Origin of the sequence: Kitasatospora sp. NPDC085895, assembly GCF_040702125.1 — a bacterium.
GTDB lineage: Bacteria > Actinomycetota > Actinomycetes > Streptomycetales > Streptomycetaceae > Kitasatospora > Kitasatospora arboriphila.
The window spans coordinates 149,763-169,701 of sequence record NZ_JBFBJY010000006.1 but is presented as its reverse complement, the minus strand read 5'-3'; the positions used below and the strand labels follow the sequence as shown (position 1 = coordinate 169,701).

General features: G+C 75.2%; 15 protein-coding genes. 7 read left to right on the top strand and 8 right to left on the bottom strand.

Going from position 1 to position 19,939, the window contains the following annotated elements:
* The first annotated feature begins 100 nt into the window (after nt 1–100).
* Together AB0442_RS06020 and AB0442_RS06015 are read left to right on the top strand one after the other, a co-directional pair.
* Complete coding sequence (locus AB0442_RS06020; RefSeq protein ID WP_366160863.1) at nt 101–1,396, top strand: sensor histidine kinase; 1,296 nt, start codon at nt 101–103, stop codon at nt 1,394–1,396.
* Complete coding sequence (locus tag AB0442_RS06015; protein WP_366160861.1) at nt 1,393–2,025, top strand: response regulator transcription factor; 633 nt, start codon at nt 1,393–1,395, stop codon at nt 2,023–2,025. Before AB0442_RS06020 ends, AB0442_RS06015 begins: the two co-directional genes overlap by 4 nt.
* A gap of 55 nt (nt 2,026–2,080) precedes the next feature.
* Here the strand turns inward: AB0442_RS06015 and AB0442_RS06010 are convergent, their stop codons facing one another.
* Nucleotides 2,081–2,704 carry a phosphatase PAP2 family protein gene (locus AB0442_RS06010; protein WP_366160860.1) on the bottom strand — a complete coding sequence of 208 codons (624 nt, stop codon included), beginning with the start codon at nt 2,702–2,704 and terminating at the stop codon, nt 2,081–2,083.
* A gap of 356 nt (nt 2,705–3,060) precedes the next feature.
* Here AB0442_RS06010 and AB0442_RS06005 point away from each other — a divergent pair, with 356 nt between their 5' ends.
* Nucleotides 3,061–4,392, top strand: coding sequence for a GAF domain-containing protein (locus AB0442_RS06005; RefSeq protein ID WP_366160858.1), 1,332 nt, complete (start codon nt 3,061–3,063; stop codon nt 4,390–4,392).
* A gap of 24 nt (nt 4,393–4,416) precedes the next feature.
* Here AB0442_RS06005 and AB0442_RS06000 read toward each other — a convergent pair whose 3' ends face one another.
* The gene (locus AB0442_RS06000; RefSeq protein ID WP_366160857.1) at nt 4,417–4,914 is read right to left on the bottom strand and encodes an SsgA family sporulation/cell division regulator; all 498 of its coding nucleotides are present in this window, start codon (nt 4,912–4,914) and stop codon (nt 4,417–4,419) included.
* A 275-nt stretch (nt 4,915–5,189) separates the two neighbouring features.
* On the opposite strand from AB0442_RS06000, the gene AB0442_RS05995 reads away from it, so the two are divergent.
* Entirely contained in the window at nt 5,190–6,167 is a 978-nt protein-coding gene (locus tag AB0442_RS05995; RefSeq protein ID WP_366160856.1) for a hypothetical protein, read from the top strand.
* Nucleotides 6,168–6,224: 57 nt separating this feature from the next.
* On the opposite strand, the gene pepN is transcribed toward AB0442_RS05995, so the two are convergent.
* Nucleotides 6,225–8,711, bottom strand: coding sequence for an aminopeptidase N (gene pepN / locus AB0442_RS05990; protein ID WP_366160855.1), 2,487 nt, complete (start codon nt 8,709–8,711; stop codon nt 6,225–6,227).
* 165 nt (nt 8,712–8,876) lie between these two features.
* On the opposite strand from pepN, the gene AB0442_RS05985 reads away from it, so the two are divergent.
* Nucleotides 8,877–10,115, top strand: a complete 1,239-nt coding sequence (locus AB0442_RS05985) for a TerD family protein (RefSeq protein WP_366160911.1) — start codon at nt 8,877–8,879, stop codon at nt 10,113–10,115.
* A gap of 124 nt (nt 10,116–10,239) precedes the next feature.
* Here the strand turns inward: AB0442_RS05985 and AB0442_RS05980 are convergent, their stop codons facing one another.
* Together AB0442_RS05980 and pruA are read right to left on the bottom strand one after the other, a co-directional pair.
* Nucleotides 10,240–11,169: a proline dehydrogenase family protein gene (locus tag AB0442_RS05980; RefSeq protein ID WP_366160854.1), complete on the bottom strand. Its 930-nt coding sequence runs from the start codon at nt 11,167–11,169 to the stop codon at nt 10,240–10,242.
* An 89-nt stretch (nt 11,170–11,258) separates the two neighbouring features.
* Nucleotides 11,259–12,887, bottom strand: a complete 1,629-nt coding sequence (gene pruA, locus AB0442_RS05975) for an L-glutamate gamma-semialdehyde dehydrogenase (RefSeq protein ID WP_366160853.1) — start codon at nt 12,885–12,887, stop codon at nt 11,259–11,261.
* 206 nt (nt 12,888–13,093) lie between these two features.
* On the opposite strand from pruA, the gene AB0442_RS05970 reads away from it, so the two are divergent.
* Complete coding sequence (locus AB0442_RS05970; RefSeq protein WP_366160852.1) at nt 13,094–14,707, top strand: helix-turn-helix domain-containing protein; 1,614 nt, start codon at nt 13,094–13,096, stop codon at nt 14,705–14,707.
* Between the two features lie 54 nt (nt 14,708–14,761).
* Here the strand turns inward: AB0442_RS05970 and AB0442_RS05965 are convergent, their stop codons facing one another.
* Nucleotides 14,762–16,219, bottom strand: coding sequence for an alkaline phosphatase PhoX (locus tag AB0442_RS05965; protein WP_366160851.1), 1,458 nt, complete (start codon nt 16,217–16,219; stop codon nt 14,762–14,764).
* Nucleotides 16,220–16,440: 221 nt separating this feature from the next.
* The gene (locus AB0442_RS05960) at nt 16,441–17,595 is read right to left on the bottom strand and encodes a hypothetical protein (protein WP_366160850.1); all 1,155 of its coding nucleotides are present in this window, start codon (nt 17,593–17,595) and stop codon (nt 16,441–16,443) included.
* A 183-nt stretch (nt 17,596–17,778) separates the two neighbouring features.
* On the opposite strand from AB0442_RS05960, the gene AB0442_RS05955 reads away from it, so the two are divergent.
* Entirely contained in the window at nt 17,779–18,222 is a 444-nt protein-coding gene (locus AB0442_RS05955) for a VOC family protein (RefSeq protein ID WP_363542041.1), read from the top strand.
* A gap of 46 nt (nt 18,223–18,268) precedes the next feature.
* Here AB0442_RS05955 and AB0442_RS05950 read toward each other — a convergent pair whose 3' ends face one another.
* The gene (locus tag AB0442_RS05950) at nt 18,269–19,936 is read right to left on the bottom strand and encodes a hypothetical protein (protein WP_366160849.1); all 1,668 of its coding nucleotides are present in this window, start codon (nt 19,934–19,936) and stop codon (nt 18,269–18,271) included.
* Between the last annotated feature and the right edge of the window lie 3 nt (nt 19,937–19,939).

Here is a 19,939-nt window from a genome sequence, read left to right as displayed (position 1 = left end):
TCGCGCCGCGGTTCGATCCTCCGGAATCGAAGGGCGGTGACCGGAATCAACCTTTTGATCGATCGGTCGGCGGGGTGTCGCCCGGTACCGTGGAAGGACCATGAACCCCCGTGCCCTGACCCCCGTGCTGCGTGTCGTCAACCACTGCCTGCACCTGCTGGTCGCCGGGCTGCTGGCGCTGGCGGCGGCCCGGGCGGTGCACGGCAGCGGGCCGGACGCCCCGCGGGCGGTGCTCGCCGCACTGGCCGCGGGCGCGGTGTACGCGGCGGGCCCGCTCACCCCGGCGGTGGGCCGGCGGCGGGCCGCCACCGCGCTGTGGCTGGCCGCGCTGGGCGCCGCCTGGCTGGCGCTGCTGGCGGTCAGCCGGGACGGCGTGTGGCTGGCCTTCCCGCTGTACTTCGTGCAGTTGCACCTGCTGCCGCGCCGGGCGGGCCTCGCCGCGGTGCTCGCCACCGCACTGGCCGCGGCCGGCGGATTCGCGCTGCACCAGGGCACGCTGGAGGCGGCCGTCTTCATCGGCCCGGTGCTCGGCGCGGCGGTCGCCACCGCGACCGTGCTCGGCTACCAGGCGCTGTACCGGGAGAGCGAGCAGCGGCGGCGGCTGATCGACGAGCTGCGCGCCGCCCGGGCCGACCTCGCGGCGGCCGACCACGCGGCGGGGGTGCTCGCCGAGCGCGAGCGGCTCGCCCGCGAGATCCACGACACCCTGGCGCAGGGCCTGTCCTCGATCCAGCTGCTGCTGCGCGCCGCCGAGCGCGCCCTGCCGGCCGACCCGGCGGCCGCCGAACGGCACGTCCGGGTGGCCCGGGAGGCCGCCCAGGACAACCTGGCGGAGGCCCGGCGCTTCGTCCGCGAGCTGGCCCCGCCGGTGCTGGACGGGCTGCCGCTGGCCGCCGCCCTGGAACGGCTCTGCACGACCTCCGCCGACCGGTACGGGCTGCCGGTGCACTTCACGCTCTCCGGTTCCCCGGCGCCGCTGCCCGGCCCGTTCGAGCCCGCGCTGGTGCGGGTGGCCCAGTCGGCCCTCGCCAATGCGGCGCAGCACGCCGGCGCCCGGCAGGTGGAGGTGACCCTCAGCTACATGGGCGCCGAGGTGGCGCTGGACGTGGTCGACGACGGCTCCGGCTTCGACCCCGCGGCCGTCGCCGACCGCAGCCACGGCAACGGCGGCAGCCACGGCAACGACGGCGGCGGTTTCGGACTGGCCGCGATGCGGCACCGGGTGCAGGCGCTCGGCGGCAGCCTGACGGTGGAGTCCGCGCCGGGCCAGGGCACCGCGGTGGCGGCCCAGCTCCCGCTGCCCGCCCCCGCCGCCCACCGCGGCGCGACGGCCCCCGCGGAGCCGGCGGACCGGGGTGTGCCGGCGGCGCGCGAGGCGCAGCAGGAGCGGGTATGACCGCCCCGATCCGGCTGCTGCTCGCGGACGACCACCCGGTGGTGCGGGCCGGGCTGCGCGCCGTCCTGGAGACCGAACCGGACCTGGTGATCGTCGCCGAGGCGGCCACCGCCGAGGAGGCCGTCCGGCTCACGGCCGAGCAGCCGGTCGACGTGGTGCTGATGGACCTGCAGTTCGGCGCCGGGATGAACGGCTCGCAGGCCACCGCCGAGATCACCGCCCGGCCGGGGGCGCCCCGGGTGCTGGTGGTGACCACCTACGACAGCGATGCCGACACCCTGAGCGCGATCGAGGCGGGAGCCACCGGCTACCTGCTGAAGGACGCGCCGCCCGCCGAACTGGCCGCCGCCGTGCGGGACGCGGCCGCCGGGCGCACCGCCCTCGCCCCGGCGGTGGCCGACCGGCTGCTGCACCGGATGCGCGCTCCCGCGACGGCGCTCAGCCTGCGCGAGGTGCAGGTCCTGGAGCTGGTCGCCCGCGGCCTGGCCAACCTGGACGTGGCCCGCGAACTGCACATCAGCCAGGCCACCGTGAAGTCCCACCTGGTGCACATCTACGCCAAGCTCGGCGTCGACTCCCGGACCGCCGCCGTCGCCGCCGCCACCACCCGCGGCCTCATCCGCCGCTGACCGCCCGGAGGCCGGGACGCCGGAGCCCCCCGCGCCGGGGACCGGGGCGCGCTTCTCAGGCCGGGGCGCCCACGCCGAGCACCCCGCCGAGGCGCCCCGCCCGGGCCCGCTCGACCAGCGGCGCGGCCCGGCCCGCGGCGGCCCCGAGCAGGACGCCCGCGGCCACCCCGATCACGGCGCCCGCCAGCACGTCGTGCGGGTAGTGCACGCCCACCCAGACCCGGGAGGCGCCCATCAGCACGGCGGCGACCAGCGCCACCGCGCCGAGCCGCCGGTCCGCCGTCCACAGCGCCGCCGCGGCGGCGAAGGCGATCACCGTGTGGTTGCTGGGGAAGGACCAGTCGCCGGCGGCCGGGCAGCCCTCCAGGGGGGCCCGGACGGCGAGCTGCCGGCACGGCCGGACCTCCTCGACGGCCGACTTGAACACGGTGTCGGCGGCGTACGCGGCGACCACCACCACCGGGGCGGCCAGCGCCCGGGCCATCACCTCCGGCGCGGCGCCCCTCGCCCGCCACCAGCCGCCGAGCATGAGCAGGGCGAACACGCCGAGCCCGAGCGCCGACCAGTCGGCGATCAGCCCGTCCAGCCAGGCCGGGGCGGAGCCCGCCCAGCCGACGACCCGGGTGTAGAGACCGCCGTCGATCCCGCTCCCGTCGTAGGCGAGCAGTGCAGGTGTCATCGGCGGACCTCCGGTGCGTGTGCAGCGGCGCCCGGCGGGACGCCGCGATCGTCTACACAGGCGTAGACGGTCGACACGACTGTAGACGACCGCCGGACACCCCGCCGCCGCACCCTCCGCACGCCGGCCCGCACGCCCGCCCAGCGCGCCCCGGGCGGAATCCCTGACACAACGTCACCGGTCGTGCACGCGGCGGACATCCACGTCGCCACCCGGCCCCGCAACCACGCGAACCGGCCATCATGGCCGATCCCGGACGGGAAAAATGAGAATTCCGACTCCCTCGGCATGTCCAGATCGAGCAGCCTTACCCTGTCTGCGGACCGGGGAGAGTCGACGAGGGGCGGGTGATGGGTATGCGCAGTACGCACCGGCCCGCCCGGAACCACCGTGCACCGATCTCCACCGCCGCCCTCACCACCACCTACGACCTCGTCCTCGGCAACGGCCCGCACGACACCGACTTCGCCGGCCCCGTCCCCAGACCCGAGATCACCGACTCCTGGGAACGCCTGCGCCGGCTCGGCCTCGACCCGGACGCGGGCCGCAACGTCCGCCGGATCGGCGTCGCCGACGTCCAGCACCGCCGCCGCGAATCGCAGCTCGACACCGTCCTGCCGATGCTCCGCACCACCCTGCTCGCCTCGGACGACGCGCCCGTCCTGCTCGCCGTCACCGACCCCCAGGGCCACCTGCTCTGGCTCGACGGCGCCCGCCACCTGCGCCGGAACGCCGACGACATCGGCTTCGAGACGGGCGCCCGCTGGACGGAGGACGAGGTCGGCACCAACGGCATCGGCATGGCGCTGCGCACCGAGCGGCCGATCGCGGTCCACTCCGCCGAGCACTACCTGCGCAGCCACCACGCCTGGACGTGCGTCGCCGCCCCCGTCCGCGACCCGCGCACCGGCAGGCTGCTCGGCATCCTCGACCTGAGCGGGCCCGCCCACCAGGTGCAGCCCCACCTGATGCGGCTGACCGCCACCGCCGCCCGGCTCGCCGAGACCGAACTGCGGGCCGCCCAGCTGGAGTCGCTGCACCGCCTGCGTACCCTCGCCACCGGCCTGCTCGCCCGGGTCAGCGGCCCTGCCCTGGTCGTCGACGGGGCCGGCTGGACGGCCGCCGCGGTCGGCGTCCCGCCGGTGCAGCGGCTGCGGCTGCCCGCCGAGGGCTGGGGCAGCCGGCCGGTGGAGTGGCTGCCGACGCTCGGCGAGTGCGCGGTGGAGCCGCTCGGCGGCGGCTGGCTGGTCCGCCCGCTCGGCACCTCGGCCGCCGGCATCGACGAACTGAGCACCGGCGCCCGGATCCGGCTCGACCTGCGGCAGCCCGGACGGCCGGAACTGCACGTCTCCGGCGGGGCCGGCAGCTGGTCGCACGTGCTCAGCCCGCGGCACGCGGAGGTGCTGCTGCTGCTCGCGGTGCACCGCACCGGCCTGAGCGCCGCCCAGCTCGCCGAGGGACTGTTCGGCGACCGGGCCCGCACCGTCACCGTCCGCGCCGAACTCTCCCGGCTGCGGCGCTACCTGGGCGCCCTGCTGGACCACCGCCCGTACCGGCTGACCGCCTCCGCCGCCGTCACGGTCGACGGCCCGGTCGAACCGCTGGACCTGCTCGCGACCTCCTCCGCCCCGGCCGTCCGCGACCTCCGCGCCGCCCTCCACGCCGGCACCGCCCGCCTGCCGGCCTGAGCGGCCCCGAGAGGCGTCCGCCGGTCAGCCCGTGGCGAGGAGCGCGGCGAGTTCGGCGTCGGTGGGGCCGGCGCCCAGCTCCTCGTCGGCGGAGATCAGCGCGTAGGTGCGCTCCAGCCAGGCCCGCACCCGCGGCAGCGAGGCCTCCAGCAGGGCGCTGCCGTGCGGGGAGTCCAGCGCGACGTGCAGGGTGGAGCCGTGACAGGGGCAGTACGCCGGCCACAGCTTGATGTCGCCCTGTCCGCTGAGCGCGTCCAGCCCGTCGCGCAGCAGCTCGCGCGAGAACACCCAGTCCGCCTCGTCGGGACGGCCCAGGTGGAAGGTGAGCAGCACCTCGCAGGGCCGCTCGGTGGCGTACCGGAACCGGGTACGCACCTCTCCCACCTGGTCGTCGTCCAGTGCGATCCGCAGGGTCATCACCTCGTCCAGCACCGCTCGTGCGGTGCCGGCTCGGCCCGGGTCGTCGCCCGTGGGGGTGGCGGCGATCGGGTCGGAGGGTACGGACAGCGGGTCGCGCGGCATGACGGTCTCTCCGAGGCGGCTGGGGTTCGCTCCAGCGTGCGGCACGCGGGCGCGCGCGGCAACGGTTGCAAGAGGTTGCAGCGATCGGGTGACCGTCCGATTGGACGGTGCGTCAGTTATCCGACACAGTACGTCATTACGGTTAACACATCCGTTGCGTTCCGGGACTGGCGGAGACCGCGGTCACCGCTGCTACATTCGTGCCCTTGTCACTGCGGCCCAGGGCCCGTGGCGAGCCCGGGAGCAACGGCGTCGGGTGGGGAGGAGGGGAGCCGGTGGCGCTCCGCGAGGACACCGGGCCGGTCCGCACGGCCGTCCGGTACGGACGGCACAGCCGGCCCAAACCGATCGGGGGCAGGTTCCGGCTGCCCACCATCCGCTTCTCGGGTGCGGCGGTGGCGATGTCCACCGTGGTCGGCATCAGCATCGCCACGACCTGGCTGCTGAACGAGCAGCAGGGCGTCGGGCGCCGCCCGGGCATGTCGAACGTGGGCGCCAGCCCACCGCTGCCCAGCCAGGACGGACACGGCACCGGGAGCACCGCCCCCGTGGCGGAGACCGTGCACACCGCGCCCACCGCGCCGACCCGCAGCACCCACACCGGCAGCGCGCCCGCGGCCGCCTCCGGGCGCCCTTCGGCGGCGGCGTCCTCGGGCGGCACGCCGTCCGCGGGGGCGCCGAGCGGCTCGCCCTCGCCGTCCGGCTCCGCGACGACCGGCACGGCCGCCGGGACGGCCGGCACCTCGCCCTCCCCGCAGCCGACCGACGCGCGGCCCGCCGCCCCGGAGCCGGCCCGGCCCGGCCCGACCCTGTCGACCGGCGGCCCGTCCCCGGACAAGCCGGTCGGGATCGAGCCGCTCTCCGGCCGGGCGGGCGTCGAGCTGATCGGCCCGGCCGGCACCCGGCACACCCTGGTGCTGGAGGTGCGCGAGCCGATGACCGCGCTCCAGGTGGAGCTGCGGCTGCAGCGTCCGGCCGTGCTGCCGGGCACGGCGCCGTGGACGAGCCTGCCGGGGGTGGTCACCACCGTCTCCCAGGAGCACGGCGTCCTCGTCCACCGGTACACCCTGCGGCCCGGGCTGGACGTCGAGCCCGGCACGTACACCTTCGAGGTGCTCGGCACCCGGCTGCCCGGCGGCCTGCCCGCGGGCACCGCCCAGGAGGTCTGGAGCGCCTCGGCGTTCGTCCCGTACGGCCGCGATCCGCGGGCGGTCGCCGTCCGCGGCGTCTTCGAGTGGCCGCGGGGCTCCTGACCGGGTGCCCCGCAGCCGGCTCCGTCCCCGGGCGGGGGACGGAGCCGTCCGGGCGGGTCAAGCCCGGTGGGCGACCGCCCGCCGCAGGTCGTCCAGTTCGTCGGCGAGCACCCGGCGGACGGTGGGCGTGAGGTCGGTGCGGGCCAGGCACGCCTCGGCCGCCCGGACGGTGCCCGACAGCGCCAGGCCGACCGGGAAGAGCGAGTGGCCGAGCGCCTTCACGACCGCGCCGCCGCGCGCACCCACCGCCGGCATCTGCTCGAAGTACCGCCGCATGTAGGCCTGCTGGAGGTCCGGCCGGCCGGAGCGCCAGAAGCCGTCAGCGGTGGCGACGAGCAGGTGGTTGGAGAGCCCGTCCGGGGTGAACATCGCCTGCCAGGCGCGCTCCTTGGCGGCCGCGTCGGGCAGCGCGGCGCGGGCCCGGGCGGCGCCCTGCTCACCGGTGTTGCTGGGGTCGGCGGCGAGCTCCGCGGCGATCCGCTCCTCGTCGGCCTCGCCCGCGGCGGCCAGCTGCACCAGCACGGCCCAGCGCAGCTCGGTGTCGAAGGGCACCCCGCCGGGCAGGTCGCGGCCGTCCAGCCAGCCGGCCAGTTCGGCGAGCCGCTCGGGGCCGGCGGCGGTGGCGACGGCGGCGCGCAGCGCGGCGATCCGCAGGCTCTCCCCGGCGTCCGGCCGGGCCAGCACCGCACGGGCGGCGCCGTTGACCAGGGCCAGCGCGGCGGGCCGGTCGGCGGGGTCGAGGTAGCGGGCGACGACGTGCTCGGCGGCGAACTTCAGCACCGCCTCGACGATGGTCACCGCCGTCTCGGCGGGCAGGTGGTCGGCGACCAGCCGCAGGTATCCGGCGGCCGGCAGTTCGGCGGAGCGCACCAGGTCGCGGGCGTGCTCCCAGAGCACCGCGCGGGCGAGCTCGTCCTCGATCCGGGAGAGCGAGGTGCCGACGGTCGCGGCGGAGTGCTCGTCGAGGCGGATCAGCGCCCAGGTGAGGTCGCCGTCGTTGGGCAGCAGCAGCGCCGGGCGGGCGGCGCCGGCCAGCTCGGGCAGCGGGGTGCGGCCGCCGGGGGCGACCTCCGCGTCGATCCGCCCGCGGAGCACCACCGCGCCGTCCGCCAGGTCGTAGACGCCGACCTTCACCCGGTGCGGGCGGGTGCCGTCGTTGACCAGGGCGACCGAGGCGAGCACGTCGCCCTCGGCCTCGACCTCCAGGCGCAGCGTGTCGACGCCGCTGGTGCGCAACCAGGCCTCGGCCCAGGCGGGCACGTCCCGGCCGCCGGCGGCGCTCAGCGCGGCGAGGAAGTCGGCGAGGTCGGCGTTGCCCCAGCGGTGTTCGGCGAAGTACGCGTTGAGGCCGGCGAAGAAGGCCTTGTCGCCCAGCCAGTGGACGAGCTGGCGCAGCGCCGAGGCGCCCTTGGCGTAGGAGATGCCGTCGAAGTTGACCAGTGCCTCGGCGACCGAGCCCATCCCGACGGCGGCGACCGGGTGGGTGGAGCCGCGCCGGTCGGCGTCGTAGCCCCAGCCCTTGCGCTTGACCGCGAAGGAGGTCCAGGCGCCGGTGAAGCGGGTGGAGTCGGCGGCCGTCCGGTAGCCGAGCATCTCGGCGAAGGACTCGTTCAGCCACAGGTCGTCCCACCAGGCCATGGTGACCAGGTCGCCGAACCACATGTGCGCCATCTCGTGGCAGACCACCATGGCCCGCATCTCGCGCTGCGCCTCGGTCGGCGCGGAGCGGAAGAGCAGTTCGTCGCGGAAGACCACGCAGCCCGGGTTCTCCATCGCCCCCCAGTTGAACTCGGGGACGAAGGCCTGGTCGTACGTCCCGAACGGGTAGCGCTCGTCGAAGAGGCCGTGCAGCCGGTCGAAGGAGGCCCGGGTGACCTCGAACAGCTCCTCGGCCTCCCGGTCGAGCTCGGCGGCGAGCGAGCGGCGGGCGTACAGGCCGAGCGGGATGCCGTCGTGCTCGGTGCGGACGGCGTGCAGCGGGCCGCCGACCACGGTCACCAGGTAGGTGGAGACCGGGCCGACCGGGGCGATCTCCCAGCGGCCGTCGGGCAGCCGGGCGGAGGTGCCGTTGCCGATGACCGTCCAGTCGTCCGGTGCGGTGACGGTGACGGTGAACGGCGCCTTCAGGTCCGGCTGGTCGAAGCAGGCGAACATCTGCGGCGCGAGGTCGGGGCCGAGGCTCGCGAAGACGTACACGGCGCCGTCGGCCGGGTCGGCGAAGCGGTGCAGGCCCTCGCAGGTGCGCGAGTAGGCCATGTCGGCCTCGACGAGCAGCTCGTTCTCGGCGGCCAGCCCGGGCAGCACGAGGCGGTTGCCGTCGAGGGCGGCGGGGTCGAGCGGCCGCCCGTTCAGCTCGGCGCGCAGCAGCGCTGCGGGGTTGACGTCGACGAACGAGTCCCGCCCGGGCTCCGCGCAACCGAACCGGATCACGGTGGCGCTGCGGAAGAGGTCCTCGCCCCGGGTGAGGTCGAGGTCGACGGAGTACGAGCGCACGTCGAGCAGCTGGGCACGGACGGCGGCCTCGGAACGTTGCAGTGCTGGCATTCCAGCATGCTTTCCCAGCCGGGCGGGTGCGACAAGCCCTGTTCTCTCACAGCGGGAAGCGGCTGACAGCGGGTCACCCGCCGTCCGGCGGCCGGGGTGCCCTAGGGTGGCCGGGGAGAAGCCCGGCCGCCGCGAGGAGCGAGGAGGAGCACCGTGACCACGGTCCTGACCCAGGGCGCAAACGCCCCACTCAACGCCGCCCGGGTGACGGTCGAGGTGACGGCACCCAAGGCCCTGGACGTCTCCGGCCTGCTGCTGACCGAGGCCGGCAAGGTCCGTTCGGACGACGACTTCGTCTTCTTCAACGCCCCGCACGGCCCCGGCGTCACCCACCGGCCGGGCGGCGGCGGCACGCCCGACGCGATCACCGTGGACACCGCGTCGGTGCCGGACGGCATCGACAAGATCGTGGTGACGGCGAGCCTCGACGAGGCGGGCGCGACCTTCGCCGGCACCGAGCCGACCGCCACCGTGCGGGACGCCGGCAGCGGCGAGGTGCTGGTGACCTTCACCCCGCCCGGACTCAGCAGCGAGACGGCCCTGGTGGTCGTCGAGGTCTACCGGCGCGGCGGCGTCTGGAAGGTCCGCGCGGTCGGCCAGGGCTACGCGAACGGCCTGGCCGGCATCGCCACCGACTTCGGCGTCAACGTGGAGGACCCGGGTCCGGCGGCCGCCGCGGCGCCGCCGCCGATGCCCGCCGCGCCGCCCCTGCAGGCCCCTCCGGCACAGGCCCCTCCCGCACAGGAGATGCAGAAGCCCGCCGCGCCGCCGCAGCCCTCGGCGGCCGCTGCGCCCGCTCCCGCTGCGCCTGCTGCGCCATCGATGAACAAGGTGACCCTGGACAAGGGCCGGGTCAGCCTCACCAAGGGCGGCTCGGTCTCGCTGGAGAAGGGCGGCAAGCCGTTCCTGTCCGCCGTGCGGATGGGCCTCGGCTGGGAGCCGGCGGGGCGCGGCCGCAACGTCGACCTGGACGCCTCCTGCATCGCCTTCGACGCGCAGCGCAAGAAGATCGAAACGGCCTGGTTCATGAAGCTGTCGATCTTCAACGGCGCGATCGCGCACTCCGGAGACAACCTCACCGGTGCCGGCTCCGGGGACGACGAGTCCATCACCGTCCACCTGGACGGGCTGCCGCCCGAGGTGTGCGGTCTGGTCTTCGTCGTCAACTCCTTCTCCGGCCAGAAGTTCACCGACGTCAAGAACGCCTACTGCCGTCTGCTGGACGCGGGCAGCGGCCAGGAGCTGGTCCGCTTCGACCTCACCCACGCCGAGTCGCGCACCGGCGTGGCCATGTGCAAGCTGGTCCGCCAGTTCTCCGGCGAGTGGGTGATGACCGCGCTCGAGGAGTACGTCGACGCCAAGACCGCCCGCGGCATGGTCGACCCCGCGGCCCGCATGCTCTAGCAGCCCCGCGGCACGGCGTGCGGCACGGCATGACGAAGGGGACGGGCGCCCACACGCCCGTCCCCTCCTTGGACCGGCCGGCAGCTGTCGGCCGGTCCCACATCCCCCGCGGCGGACGGTGCGATCAGCCGCGGGTGGCCATGGCGCGCAGGAAGAAGGTCAGGTTCGCCGGGCGCTCGGCGAGGCGGCGCATGAAGTAGCCGTACCACTCCTGGCCGTAGGGCAGGTAGACGCGCATGGTGTTGCCCTCCTCCGCGAGGCGCAGCTGCTCCTCGGGGCGGATGCCGTACAGCATCTGGTACTCGAAGCTGTCGGTGTCGCGCTTGTTCCACTCGGCGAGCTGGCCGGCGATGCGGACCATGCGCGGGTCGTGGCTGGCGATCATCGGGTAGCCCTCGCCGCCCATCAGGACCTTGAGCGCGCGGACGTAGGCGAGGTCGACCTGCTCCTTGCCCTGGAAGGCGACCGACTCGGGCTCCTTGTAGGCGCCCTTGCAGAGGCGGACGCGCGAGCCGGCGTGCGCGAGGTCGCGGCAGTCGGCCTCGGTGCGGCGCAGGTAGGCCTGGAGGACGACGCCGAGCCACGGGAAGTCGGTGCGCAGCTCGCGGGCGATCTCCAGGGTGGAGTCGGTGGTGGTGTGGTCCTCCATGTCGAGGGTCACCGTGGTGCCGGCCGCGGCGGCGGCCTCGCAGATCCGCCGGGCGTTCTCCAGCGCGATCTTCTCGCCGTCCACCGGCAGGAACTGGCCGACCGCGGAGAGCTTGACCGAGACCTCGGCGTTCGCGGCGAGGCCGGTCTCCGCCAGGGCCGCCAGCAGGTGCTCGTACGCCTCCGCGGTGCCGGCCGCCTGGGCGGCGTCGGCGGTGTCCTCGCCGAGGTGGTCCAGGGTCACCCGGCGGCCGCTGGCCACGAGTTCGGCGGTGGCGTCGATGCCCTGCTGCAGGGTCTCGCCGGCGACGAAGCGCTTGACGATGGCCTGGGTCGGCGGGAACTTCTCGACGACGGTGCGCACCTGCGGGGAACGGGACGCTGCGAGGAGGGCGGAACGGAGCATCGGTGACTCCTGGGCTTTCTTCCGGAGTGGTGGAGAGGGCGGCGCGGCGGCCCGGGGTGGGGGCCGCCGCACCGGGGTGCAACGGGGTGTCAGCCCATGTGCGGGTAGCGGTAGTCCGTCGGCGGGACGAACGTCTCCTTGATGGAGCGGGTGGACGTCCAGCGCATCAGGTTCTGCTTGGCGCCGGCCTTGTCGTTGGTGCCGGAGGCGCGGCCGCCGCCGAAGGGCTGCTGGCCGACGACGGCGCCGGTCGGCTTGTCGTTGATGTAGAAGTTGCCGGCGGCCTGGCGCAGCACGTGCATGGCGTGCTGCACGGCCTCGCGGTCCTGGGCGATGATCGAGCCGGTCAGCGCGTACGCGGCGACGGACTCCATCTGGGCCAGCATCTCGTCGTACTCCTCGTCCTGGTAGACGTGCACGGCGAGGATCGGGCCGAAGTACTCGTCGCGGAAGTACTCGCTCGCCGGGTCCTCGCAGACCAGGACGGTCGGGCGGACGAAGTAGCCGACCGAGTCGTCGTAGGTGCCGCCGGCCAGGACCTCGACCTTGGGGTCGGCCTTGGCGCGGTCGATCGCGGCCTTGTTCTTGGCGAAGGAGCGCTCGTCGATGACGGCGCCCATGAAGTTGGACAGGTCGCTGACGTCGCCCATGGTGAGCCACTCGACCTCGTCGCGGAACTCGTCCTTCAGCTCGGCCCAGAGCGAGGCCGGGACGTAGGCGCGGGAGAGCGCCGAGCACTTCTGGCCCTGGAACTCGAAGGCGCCGCGGGTCATCGCGGTCTTCAGCACGGCCTTGTCGGCGGACGGGTGGGCGACCAGGAAGTCCTTGCCGCCGGTCTCGCCGACGATCCGCGGGTAGGTGCGGTAGCCGGCGATGTTGGTGCCGACCTCGCGCCACAGGTGCTGGAAGGTGGCGGTGGAGCCGGTGAAGTGGATGCCGGCGAGCGCGGGGTGCTTGAGGGCCACCTCGGAGACGGCCAGGCCGTCGCCGGTGACCATGTTGATGACGCCCTTGGGCAGGCCGGCGGCCTCCAGCAGCTGCATCAGGTAGTGCGCGGCGAACTGCTGCGTCGGGGACGGCTTCCAGATCACCACGTTGCCCATCAGCGCGGGCGCGGTCGGCAGGTTGCCGGCGATCGCGGTGAAGTTGAACGGGGTGATCGCGTAGACGAAGCCCTCCAGCGGGCGGTGGTCGCTGCGGTTCCACACGCCGTCCGAGGAGATCGGCTGCTCGGAGATGATCTGCCGGGCGAAGTGCACGTTGAAGCGCAGGAAGTCGACCAGCTCGCAGGGGGTGTCGATCTCGGCCTGCTGCGCGGTCTTGGACTGGCCGAGCATGGTGGCGGCGGCCAGGGTCTCGCGCCAGGGGCCGGCCAGCAGGTCGGCGGCCCGCAGGAAGATCGCGGCGCGGGAGTCGAAGGAGAGCGCCTGCCACGCCGGGGCGGCGGCGAGGGCGGCCTCGACCGCGTCCTGCGCGTCGTCCCGGGTCGCGTTGCGCAGGGTGCCGAGGCGGGCGGCGTGGTTGTGCGGCTGGACGACGTGGATCTCGTCGCCGCCGCCCATCCGGTGCTCGCCGCCGATGGTCATGGTGAGCTGGAGCGGCTCCTGGCCACCCAGCTCCTTCAGCTTCGCCTCCAGGCGGGCCCGTTCCGGGCTGCCGGGGGCGTAGCTGTGGACCGGCTCGTTCACCGGCGCGGGGACCTGGGTCACAGCATCCATGGCGCGCACGCTCTCCTTCTCGTCATGGGTCGGCCGGCGGGGGTCGCACGTCGGCCATGCGGCAACGCTATGCCGCGGCCGGGGCCCGCTTGATTGGCCTGGCCGCCAAAGTGCGGCCGATACCCTTGTACGTGTGAACAGACCCGCCGACCAGCCGAAGGCCGCCGTCCGGTGAGCGGCGCCCGCTCCGCACCCGGGGCGGCCCGGTGACCGCCGTTCCGGGCCTGCCGCTGCGGCAGTTGCTGATGTCCCTGGGGGAGCCGCTGGTCGAGCTGCAGGCCGCCCCGGCCGGCCTGGACGTGCCGGTGCGCGACGTGGCGATCCTCGACCCGGAGGAGCCGCCCGCGGCCGGCCCCGGCGAGCTGGTGCTGGCGATCGGCGTCCGCGGCCGGGCCGCGCTGCCGGTGGTGCGCGCGGCGGGCCGGGGCGGGGCCGCCGCGGTCGCCGTCAAACTGGACGCGGGCGGTGTCCCGGACGCGCTGCGGGAGGCCGCGGCGGAGGCCGGGGTGGCGCTGCTGTCGGTGCGCCCGGAGACCCGCTGGGAGCACCTCGACGGGCTGGCCCGGATGCTGATCGCCGGCCCCGACACCCCGGAGGCCGCCGAGCCGAACGCCGGCGACCTGTTCTCGCTCGCGCAGACGGTCGCGGTGCTCACCCACGGCGTGGTCTCCATCGAGGACACCTCCAGCCGGGTGCTCGCCTACTCCCGCTCCTCCGACTCGGACGAGCTGGACGACCTGCGCCGGCTGTCCATCCTCGGCTGGCAGGGCCCGGAGCCGTACCTGTCCAAGCTGCGCGAGTGGGGCGTCTTCCAGCACCTGCGCGGCTCCGACACGGTGATCGAGATCGACGCCCACCCGGACCTCGGGATCCGCCGCCGGCTCGCGATCGGCATCCGGGCCGGCGCGCAGCCGCTGGGCACCATCTGGGTCCAGGAGGGCGCCCAGCCGCTCGCCGAGCAGTCCGAGCAGGCGCTGGTCGGTGCCGCCCGGGTCGCGGCCGGGCAGCTGGTGCGGCGGCGGCGCGAGCTGTCCGCGGACGTCCGGCTGACCCGCACCCTGCTGACCGGCCTGCTGGAGGGCTCCACCGGGCCGCAGTCGCTGGCCACCCACCTCGGCCTGGGCCTGCGCCGCCCGGCGACCGTCCTGGCGTACGCCGCCGACTCCCCCACCGGGGGCGCCGACCCCGAACTCACCCGCGCCGAGGTGACCGGCCTGATCTCGGTGCACGCCGCGGCCCGCCACCGCGGGGCGCTGCTCGCCCCGATCGAGAACCGGGTGTACGTGCTGCTGCCCGAACTGCCGCCCGCGCTGCCCGCCGCCACCCTGCGCGGCTGGGCGCAGGAGGTGGTCGACGCGGCCCACGAGCACCTCGGGGTGCGGCTGCGGGCCGCGATCGGCACCACCGTGGACGGCCTGGCCAAGGTGACCGAGTCCCGGGCGCAGGCCGACCGGATCCTGGACGCGATGGTCCGCGGCGGGGTCGCCCGCCAGGTCGCGGCGCTCTCCGACGTCCAGGCGGAGGTGCTGGTCAGCGAGGTGCTGGCGCTGCTGCAGGAGCACACCCGGCTGCGCGACCCGCGGCTGACCGAACTGGCCGAGTACGACCGGAAGCACGGCACCCGGCTCGCCGAGTCGGTGCTCGCCTGGCTGGACGCGCTCGGCGAGGTCCGGGTCGCCGCGGACGCCCTGCACATCCACCCCAACACCCTGCGCTACCGGGTCCGCCGGGCCGAGCAGATCACCGGGCTCGACCTCGCCCAGCCGCAGCAGCGGCTGCTGGCGATGCTGCAACTGCGGCTGCCCGCCGAGGACGCCTGACGGCGTCGACGACGGGCAGCACACCGGTCCTGTCCGGCCCGCGGGCCGGGACGGTCAGTGGTGGCGGCGCAGGCGGTGCCACGGGCCGGTGACGGCGAGCATGATGCCCGGCTCCTGGATGTTGGCGAACAGCGTCCCGCCGTCGGCCGAGAAGGTGACGCCGGTGAACTCGCTGTACTCCGGCTTCTCCGCGGTGCCGAGGTTCAGCTCGTTGCGGGCGATCGGGAAGGTCCGGCCCTCGTCCGTGGTGCCGAACAGGTGTTGCTGGCCCTCGCCGTCCTCGGCGATCACCAGACCGCCGTGCGGGGAGACGGTGATGTTGTCCGGGCCGTCGAAGTTGCCGTTGTCCGCCCAGACGTCCTTGTTGACGCCGAGCAGCACCTTCAGGGTGACGGTGCGGCGGGCCGGGTTGTAGAACCACACCTGGCCGTCGTGCTGGACGGGGCTCTCCTCGCGGGCGTAGCTCGCCACGAAGTAGGTGCCGCCGTCACCCCACCACATGCCCTCCAGCTTGCGGGAGCGGGTGATCTCGCCGTCCTTGAACTGCTTGCGGACGGAGACCGTCTTCGCGTCGCGGTCCGGCACCTTCACCCAGTCCACGCCGTAGGTGGTGCCGATCGCCGTCGCCCGGGACAGGTCGTCGACGAGCTTTCCGTGCGGGTCGAAGCACTTGAAGGCCTCCAGCACACCGGCGTCGTCGGCCAGCGTGCGCAGCCTGCCCCGGCCGTGGTGGAAGCCGGCCGGCGGGGTCCAGCGGTAGAGCAGGCCGTTCGGGCCGGCCGCGTCCTCGGTCAGGTACACGTGGCCGCGCTTCGGGTCGACCACCGCCGCCTCGTGCGGGTAGCGGCCGAAGGCCTTGACCGGCTTCGGGTCGCGGTTGGCGTCCTGGTCGTACGGGTCCACCTCGAAGATGTAGCCGTGGTCCTTGGTCATGCCGTTCTGGCCGGCCCGGTCCTCGGTCTCCTCGCCGGACAGCCAGGTGCCCCACGGGGTGGCGCCGCCCGCGCAGTTGGTGGAGGTGCCGGCGATGCCCACCCACTCGCGGACCCGCCTGCCGTGCTCGGCGACCTCGACGACGGTGCAGCCGCCGGCCGCGCCCGGGTCGTAGACGTGGCCCTCCAGCAGCGGCACCGGGTGCGGCCAGTTGCTGCGCTTGCCCTTCAGCTCGTGGTTGTTGACGAGCAGGGTGGCGCCGTGCCGGCCGGGGAAGGCCGCGGTGCCGTCGTGGTTGCTGGGCGTCGACTCGCCGGTGACCAGCGTGGTCTTCCCGGTCTGGGTGATGATCCGGTACGTGAAGCCCTTGGGCAGGGCCAGGATGCCGTCCGGGTCGGAGACCAGCGGGCCGTAGCCGAGCGCGGTGTGCGCGCCCTTCCCGGCCGCCGGGGCGTCACCGCCGAGCGGGGCCGCGATCGCGCCCGGGGCGGTGGCCAGCACCTCGGCGCTGCCGGCGATGAGGACACCGGCCCCGAGCACGGTCGAGCGGTTCACGAAGTCCCGGCGGGACAGCGACATGGCGGTCACTCCTGAGGGTGGGTGTACGGGAAGGACGCGCAGCAGACTCTTCGCGGCGGGTGAACCCGGTGTGAACCGGGGGCTGCGGCGCGGTGGTGTTTTGCCGTCCTCATGCGAACCCATGACCTGCTCTTCACCAAGGACCGCAGAAACCGCTCCAGCCGCACCGGGGCTCTCGCGCGAGCCGCACCAGGGGCCCGACCGCCCCGGTCGGCAACGCCTCAGTCGCGGCGCAGGGCCCGCCAGTCCTCCCAGGCCGCCAGCCACGCCTCCTCGGCACCGTCCGCCCCGCCCGGCGCCCCGCCCGCCCACAGCCGGGCCCAGGCCAGCTGCGCCGCCAGGCTCGGCACCTCGCTGGCGAAGACGGTGTACCGGACGGACTCCGCGACGGCCGCCTCGCCCTCCGCCGTCCCCACCAGCCAGTCCGTCCGCTGCGCCAGCCAGGTCAACTGGTTGACCAGGGCGGACACCGCCTCCACCGCCTCCCGGCGGGACTCCGAGGCCAGCCGCATCTGCTGGCGCACCGCCGACTCCCAGCACTCCGCCCCGGCCTCGCCGCGCAGCCGCCGCGGGATCCGGCCGGTCCGCCGGGCGCACAGCTGCGCCTCCATCGCGATGGCCTCCTGTATGCCGTGCTCGACCACCGCCCGGTGCGCCTCCAGCCCGGCGGCCGGCGGCAGCTCCCGCTCCTCCACCGGTACGGCACGCCGCCACTGACGTGCCGCCAGCTCACGGGCCTGCGCGGTGCGGCCGCTCACGAAGGGAGCGGCGTCGCCGACCCGGCGCAGCTCGACGCCGCCCGGCGGCAGCCCCCGCGCGGTGACGGTCACGGCGACGCCGCCCAGCTGCAGCCGGCCGGCCCAGACCGGTGCGCCCCCGGCGGGGTCCGTGCCGTCGGGGCCGGACGGCCGGACGTCCTCGTGGATCTCCACCGGGCAGGGCGCTCCGTCGACGGAGATCCAGCCGCGCAGCGCCCTCGTCCGCCCGGGCCCGTCGCCCTCGTCGATGTCCAACTGGTCGTAGACGCGGTCGCGTTCGTCCTCCACCGCGTCCTCCAGCTCGGGCAGCGGCAGCGCCCGGGCGGGATCGGCGGGGTCGGCGGTGCGCTGGGTGCGGACGGTGACGTGGGGGCCCTGCGGGCTCGTCCAGTCGCCGGAGCACAGCTCGACCCAGCGGAGCCGGCCGTCGAGCACCTCGTACCCGGCCAGGCAGTCCCGGCCGGCGGGACCGCCTGCGGCGGCGTAGAACGGGAAGTCCGCGCCGGCCAGCACCCGGAGGTCGTGCTCCTCGTGCTCCCGGTGCCGCTCCTGCGGGGTGCGCGCGGGGCCGGCCGCGCCCTCGGGGTCGTGGGGCCCGCCCACGTGCCGTCTCGTCATGCTGGCCGCACCCCCGGTCCTCGCCGCGCCGTCCGCGGCGGCCGCCGGGCGCCGACCCGACCACCGCACCGCGTCCGCCCCACGATACGGGTCGGCACACCTGGCAGGCCATCAGGCCGCACGACCCGCCGACCGCCCGGGAACACCCGCCGGATGTCGGCGGCGCTGCCTACCCTGAGCGGCATGACTTCGACCACCGACTTCCCGGCCCGGATCAGCATCGTCACCCTCGGGGTCACCGACCTGGGCCGCTCCACGGCCTTCTACGAGGCACTGGGCTGGCGCCGCTCGGCGGCGTCCAGCCCGGAGATCGTCTGGTTCCGCACCGCCGACTCCGTCCTCGGTCTGTTCCCCGCGGACGAACTGGCCGCCGACGCCGGCGTCCCGGCGGCCGGCGAGCCGTCCTTCCGCGGGGTGACCCTCGCGGTGAACCTGGAGTCCACCGCGAAGGTGGACGCCGCGCTCGCCACCGCCGTCGCCGCCGGCGCCACCGTGGTCAAGCCCCCGACCGCCACCTCCTGGGGCGGCTACTCCGGCTACTTCGAGGACCCGGACGGCCACCTCTGGGAGCTGGCCCACAACCCCTTCTTCCCCTTCACCGAGGACGGCAGCCTCGACCTGCCGTAGGCCCCGCCCCGCGGTCCCGCCGGCCGCGTCCGCAGCAGGGCCCCGGTCAGCCGTTGCCCTGCTGGGACTTGGCCTTGAAGGCGGCCTTGCGGGCCTCCTTGGCGACGGCGCGGTCCGTGTGCAGCTCGCCGACGGTGTCGAGGACCAGCGCCGTGTAGGGGTGCGGCACCCGCCAGAGCTCGCCGAAGTAGGAGGCCGGGTTGTCGGTCACTGGCAGGCCGGCGACCAGTTCGCGGAGCTGGCCGGCGTCGCCGCGGCCGACCAGCAGCACGGCCGAGAAGTGGTCGACGGTGCGCCAGAGGGCGACCGGCCGCTCGGCGGCGGCGACGTCGTGGCCGTGGCTGCGCAGCAGCTCCCGGGCGAGCCCGCCGAGCTCCGGGTCGTCGACGACCTCGGTCAGTGCGGTGTCGCCGGCCTCGCCGAGGTCGTCGAGCGCGGCCGCGGTGAACATCCGCCGCACCGGGCTGTGCGCGTCCAGCCCGCGGGAGGCGGCGAGCAGGTCGCGGGCACCGTCCAGCGGCTCGCGCCGGGCGAGCCAGACCTGGATCTCCCGGTCGGGCAGCACGTTCGGGGACTCGGCGAGTCCGCGCAGCAGGGCGGCGGCGTCGCCCTGGGCGAGGTCGCCGATCAGCGGGGCGTCGTAGCCGTCGGCGAGCAGCCACTCGCGGACGCCGTACTGGCCGAGCGGGGTGAGCCGGACGAGGCCGAAGCGGGCCGTGTCCTCCTCGTCGGGTTCGCCGGCGGCCTCGGCAGCGGGTGCCGCCTCCTCGCCCTCTTCCTCCTCCTCGAAGAGCTCCGGGTCGATCGGCCGGTGCTCGACCAGGCCGAGTTCGGCGAGGTCGGCGAGCATCGGGTCGAGTTCGACCATGAGGTCGGTGATCTGGCCGAGCATCTCCTCGTCCGGCTCCTCGCCCTCGGGGACGACCAGCAGCGCGGCGAGCACGCCGAGCGGCACGGTCTCCTCGCCGGGCTCGGCGAACGCGGTCAGCTCGTACAGCACCTGGAGCGCCTCGTCGAGGAGCTCGGCGGCGGCCTCGCTGGCCTCCTCGACCTCGGCGAGCGCGCTCTCGGCGGCGTCCTCGTCGTCGGCGTCCCCGGCGGCGCCCGCCCCCGCCCCCTCGCCCGGGCCCTCGCCCTCGATGTCGAGCAGGTCGGTGTCGACGGCGAGCTCGCGGACGATGCCGGCCGCGGTCAGCCACAGGTCGAGGACGGTGGACGGGTCGCCGGCCTCGGCGTCCGCGACCTCCTCCATGGGGACGGCGACGTGCTCGCCGGCCTGGGTGGTGCCGAGCTCGACCAGGTCGAGGTCGCACGCCAGCGACCAGGCCCGCAGCACCTCGACCACGGCCTCCTCGGACACCTCGCCCTCCTCCGGGGCGAGCCCGATCAGCCGGGCGGCCGGGCCGCGGTCGTCCTCGACCAGGTCGCCGAACTCGTCCACGACCCGGTGCGGGGCGGCCCAGCGGGCCAGTGCGACCGCCCGGGCGATCAGCGGGACGGCCAGCGCGGCGGCGGCCAGCTCCGCCTCGGGGGGCAGCGCGATCGGCGGGACGAGCACCGCGGTGTCGTCGAGGTCCTCGTCGTCCTCGTCGCGGCCGCCGGCCCCGTACAGCTCGGCCAGGTCGTAGTCGGCGGGCAGCAGGCTCTCGGCGGGTGCCGCCTGCGGCCCGGCACCGGCCGAGTGGTCAGGGGTGTTGCGGCGTCGTCCGGCCATCGT

Bases quoted from the DNA above. Each gene is read 5' to 3' on its own strand.
- AB0442_RS06020 (WP_366160863.1), top strand. From the start codon at position 101: ATGAACCCCCGTGCCCTGACCCCCGTGCTGCGTGTCGTCAACCACTGC.
- AB0442_RS06015 (WP_366160861.1), top strand. From the start codon at position 1,393: ATGACCGCCCCGATCCGGCTGCTGCTCGCGGACGACCACCCGGTGGTG.
- AB0442_RS06010 (WP_366160860.1), bottom strand. From the start codon at position 2,704: ATGACACCTGCACTGCTCGCCTACGACGGGAGCGGGATCGACGGCGGT.
- AB0442_RS06005 (WP_366160858.1), top strand. From the start codon at position 3,061: ATGCGCAGTACGCACCGGCCCGCCCGGAACCACCGTGCACCGATCTCC.
- AB0442_RS06000 (WP_366160857.1), bottom strand. From the start codon at position 4,914: ATGCCGCGCGACCCGCTGTCCGTACCCTCCGACCCGATCGCCGCCACC.
- pepN (WP_366160855.1), bottom strand. From the start codon at position 8,711: ATGCCAGCACTGCAACGTTCCGAGGCCGCCGTCCGTGCCCAGCTGCTC.
- AB0442_RS05980 (WP_366160854.1), bottom strand. From the start codon at position 11,169: ATGCTCCGTTCCGCCCTCCTCGCAGCGTCCCGTTCCCCGCAGGTGCGC.
- pruA (WP_366160853.1), bottom strand. From the start codon at position 12,887: ATGGATGCTGTGACCCAGGTCCCCGCGCCGGTGAACGAGCCGGTCCAC.
- AB0442_RS05965 (WP_366160851.1), bottom strand. From the start codon at position 16,219: ATGTCGCTGTCCCGCCGGGACTTCGTGAACCGCTCGACCGTGCTCGGG.
- AB0442_RS05960 (WP_366160850.1), bottom strand. From the start codon at position 17,595: ATGACGAGACGGCACGTGGGCGGGCCCCACGACCCCGAGGGCGCGGCC.
- AB0442_RS05955 (WP_363542041.1), top strand. From the start codon at position 17,779: ATGACTTCGACCACCGACTTCCCGGCCCGGATCAGCATCGTCACCCTC.
- AB0442_RS05950 (WP_366160849.1), bottom strand. From the start codon at position 19,936: ATGGCCGGACGACGCCGCAACACCCCTGACCACTCGGCCGGTGCCGGG.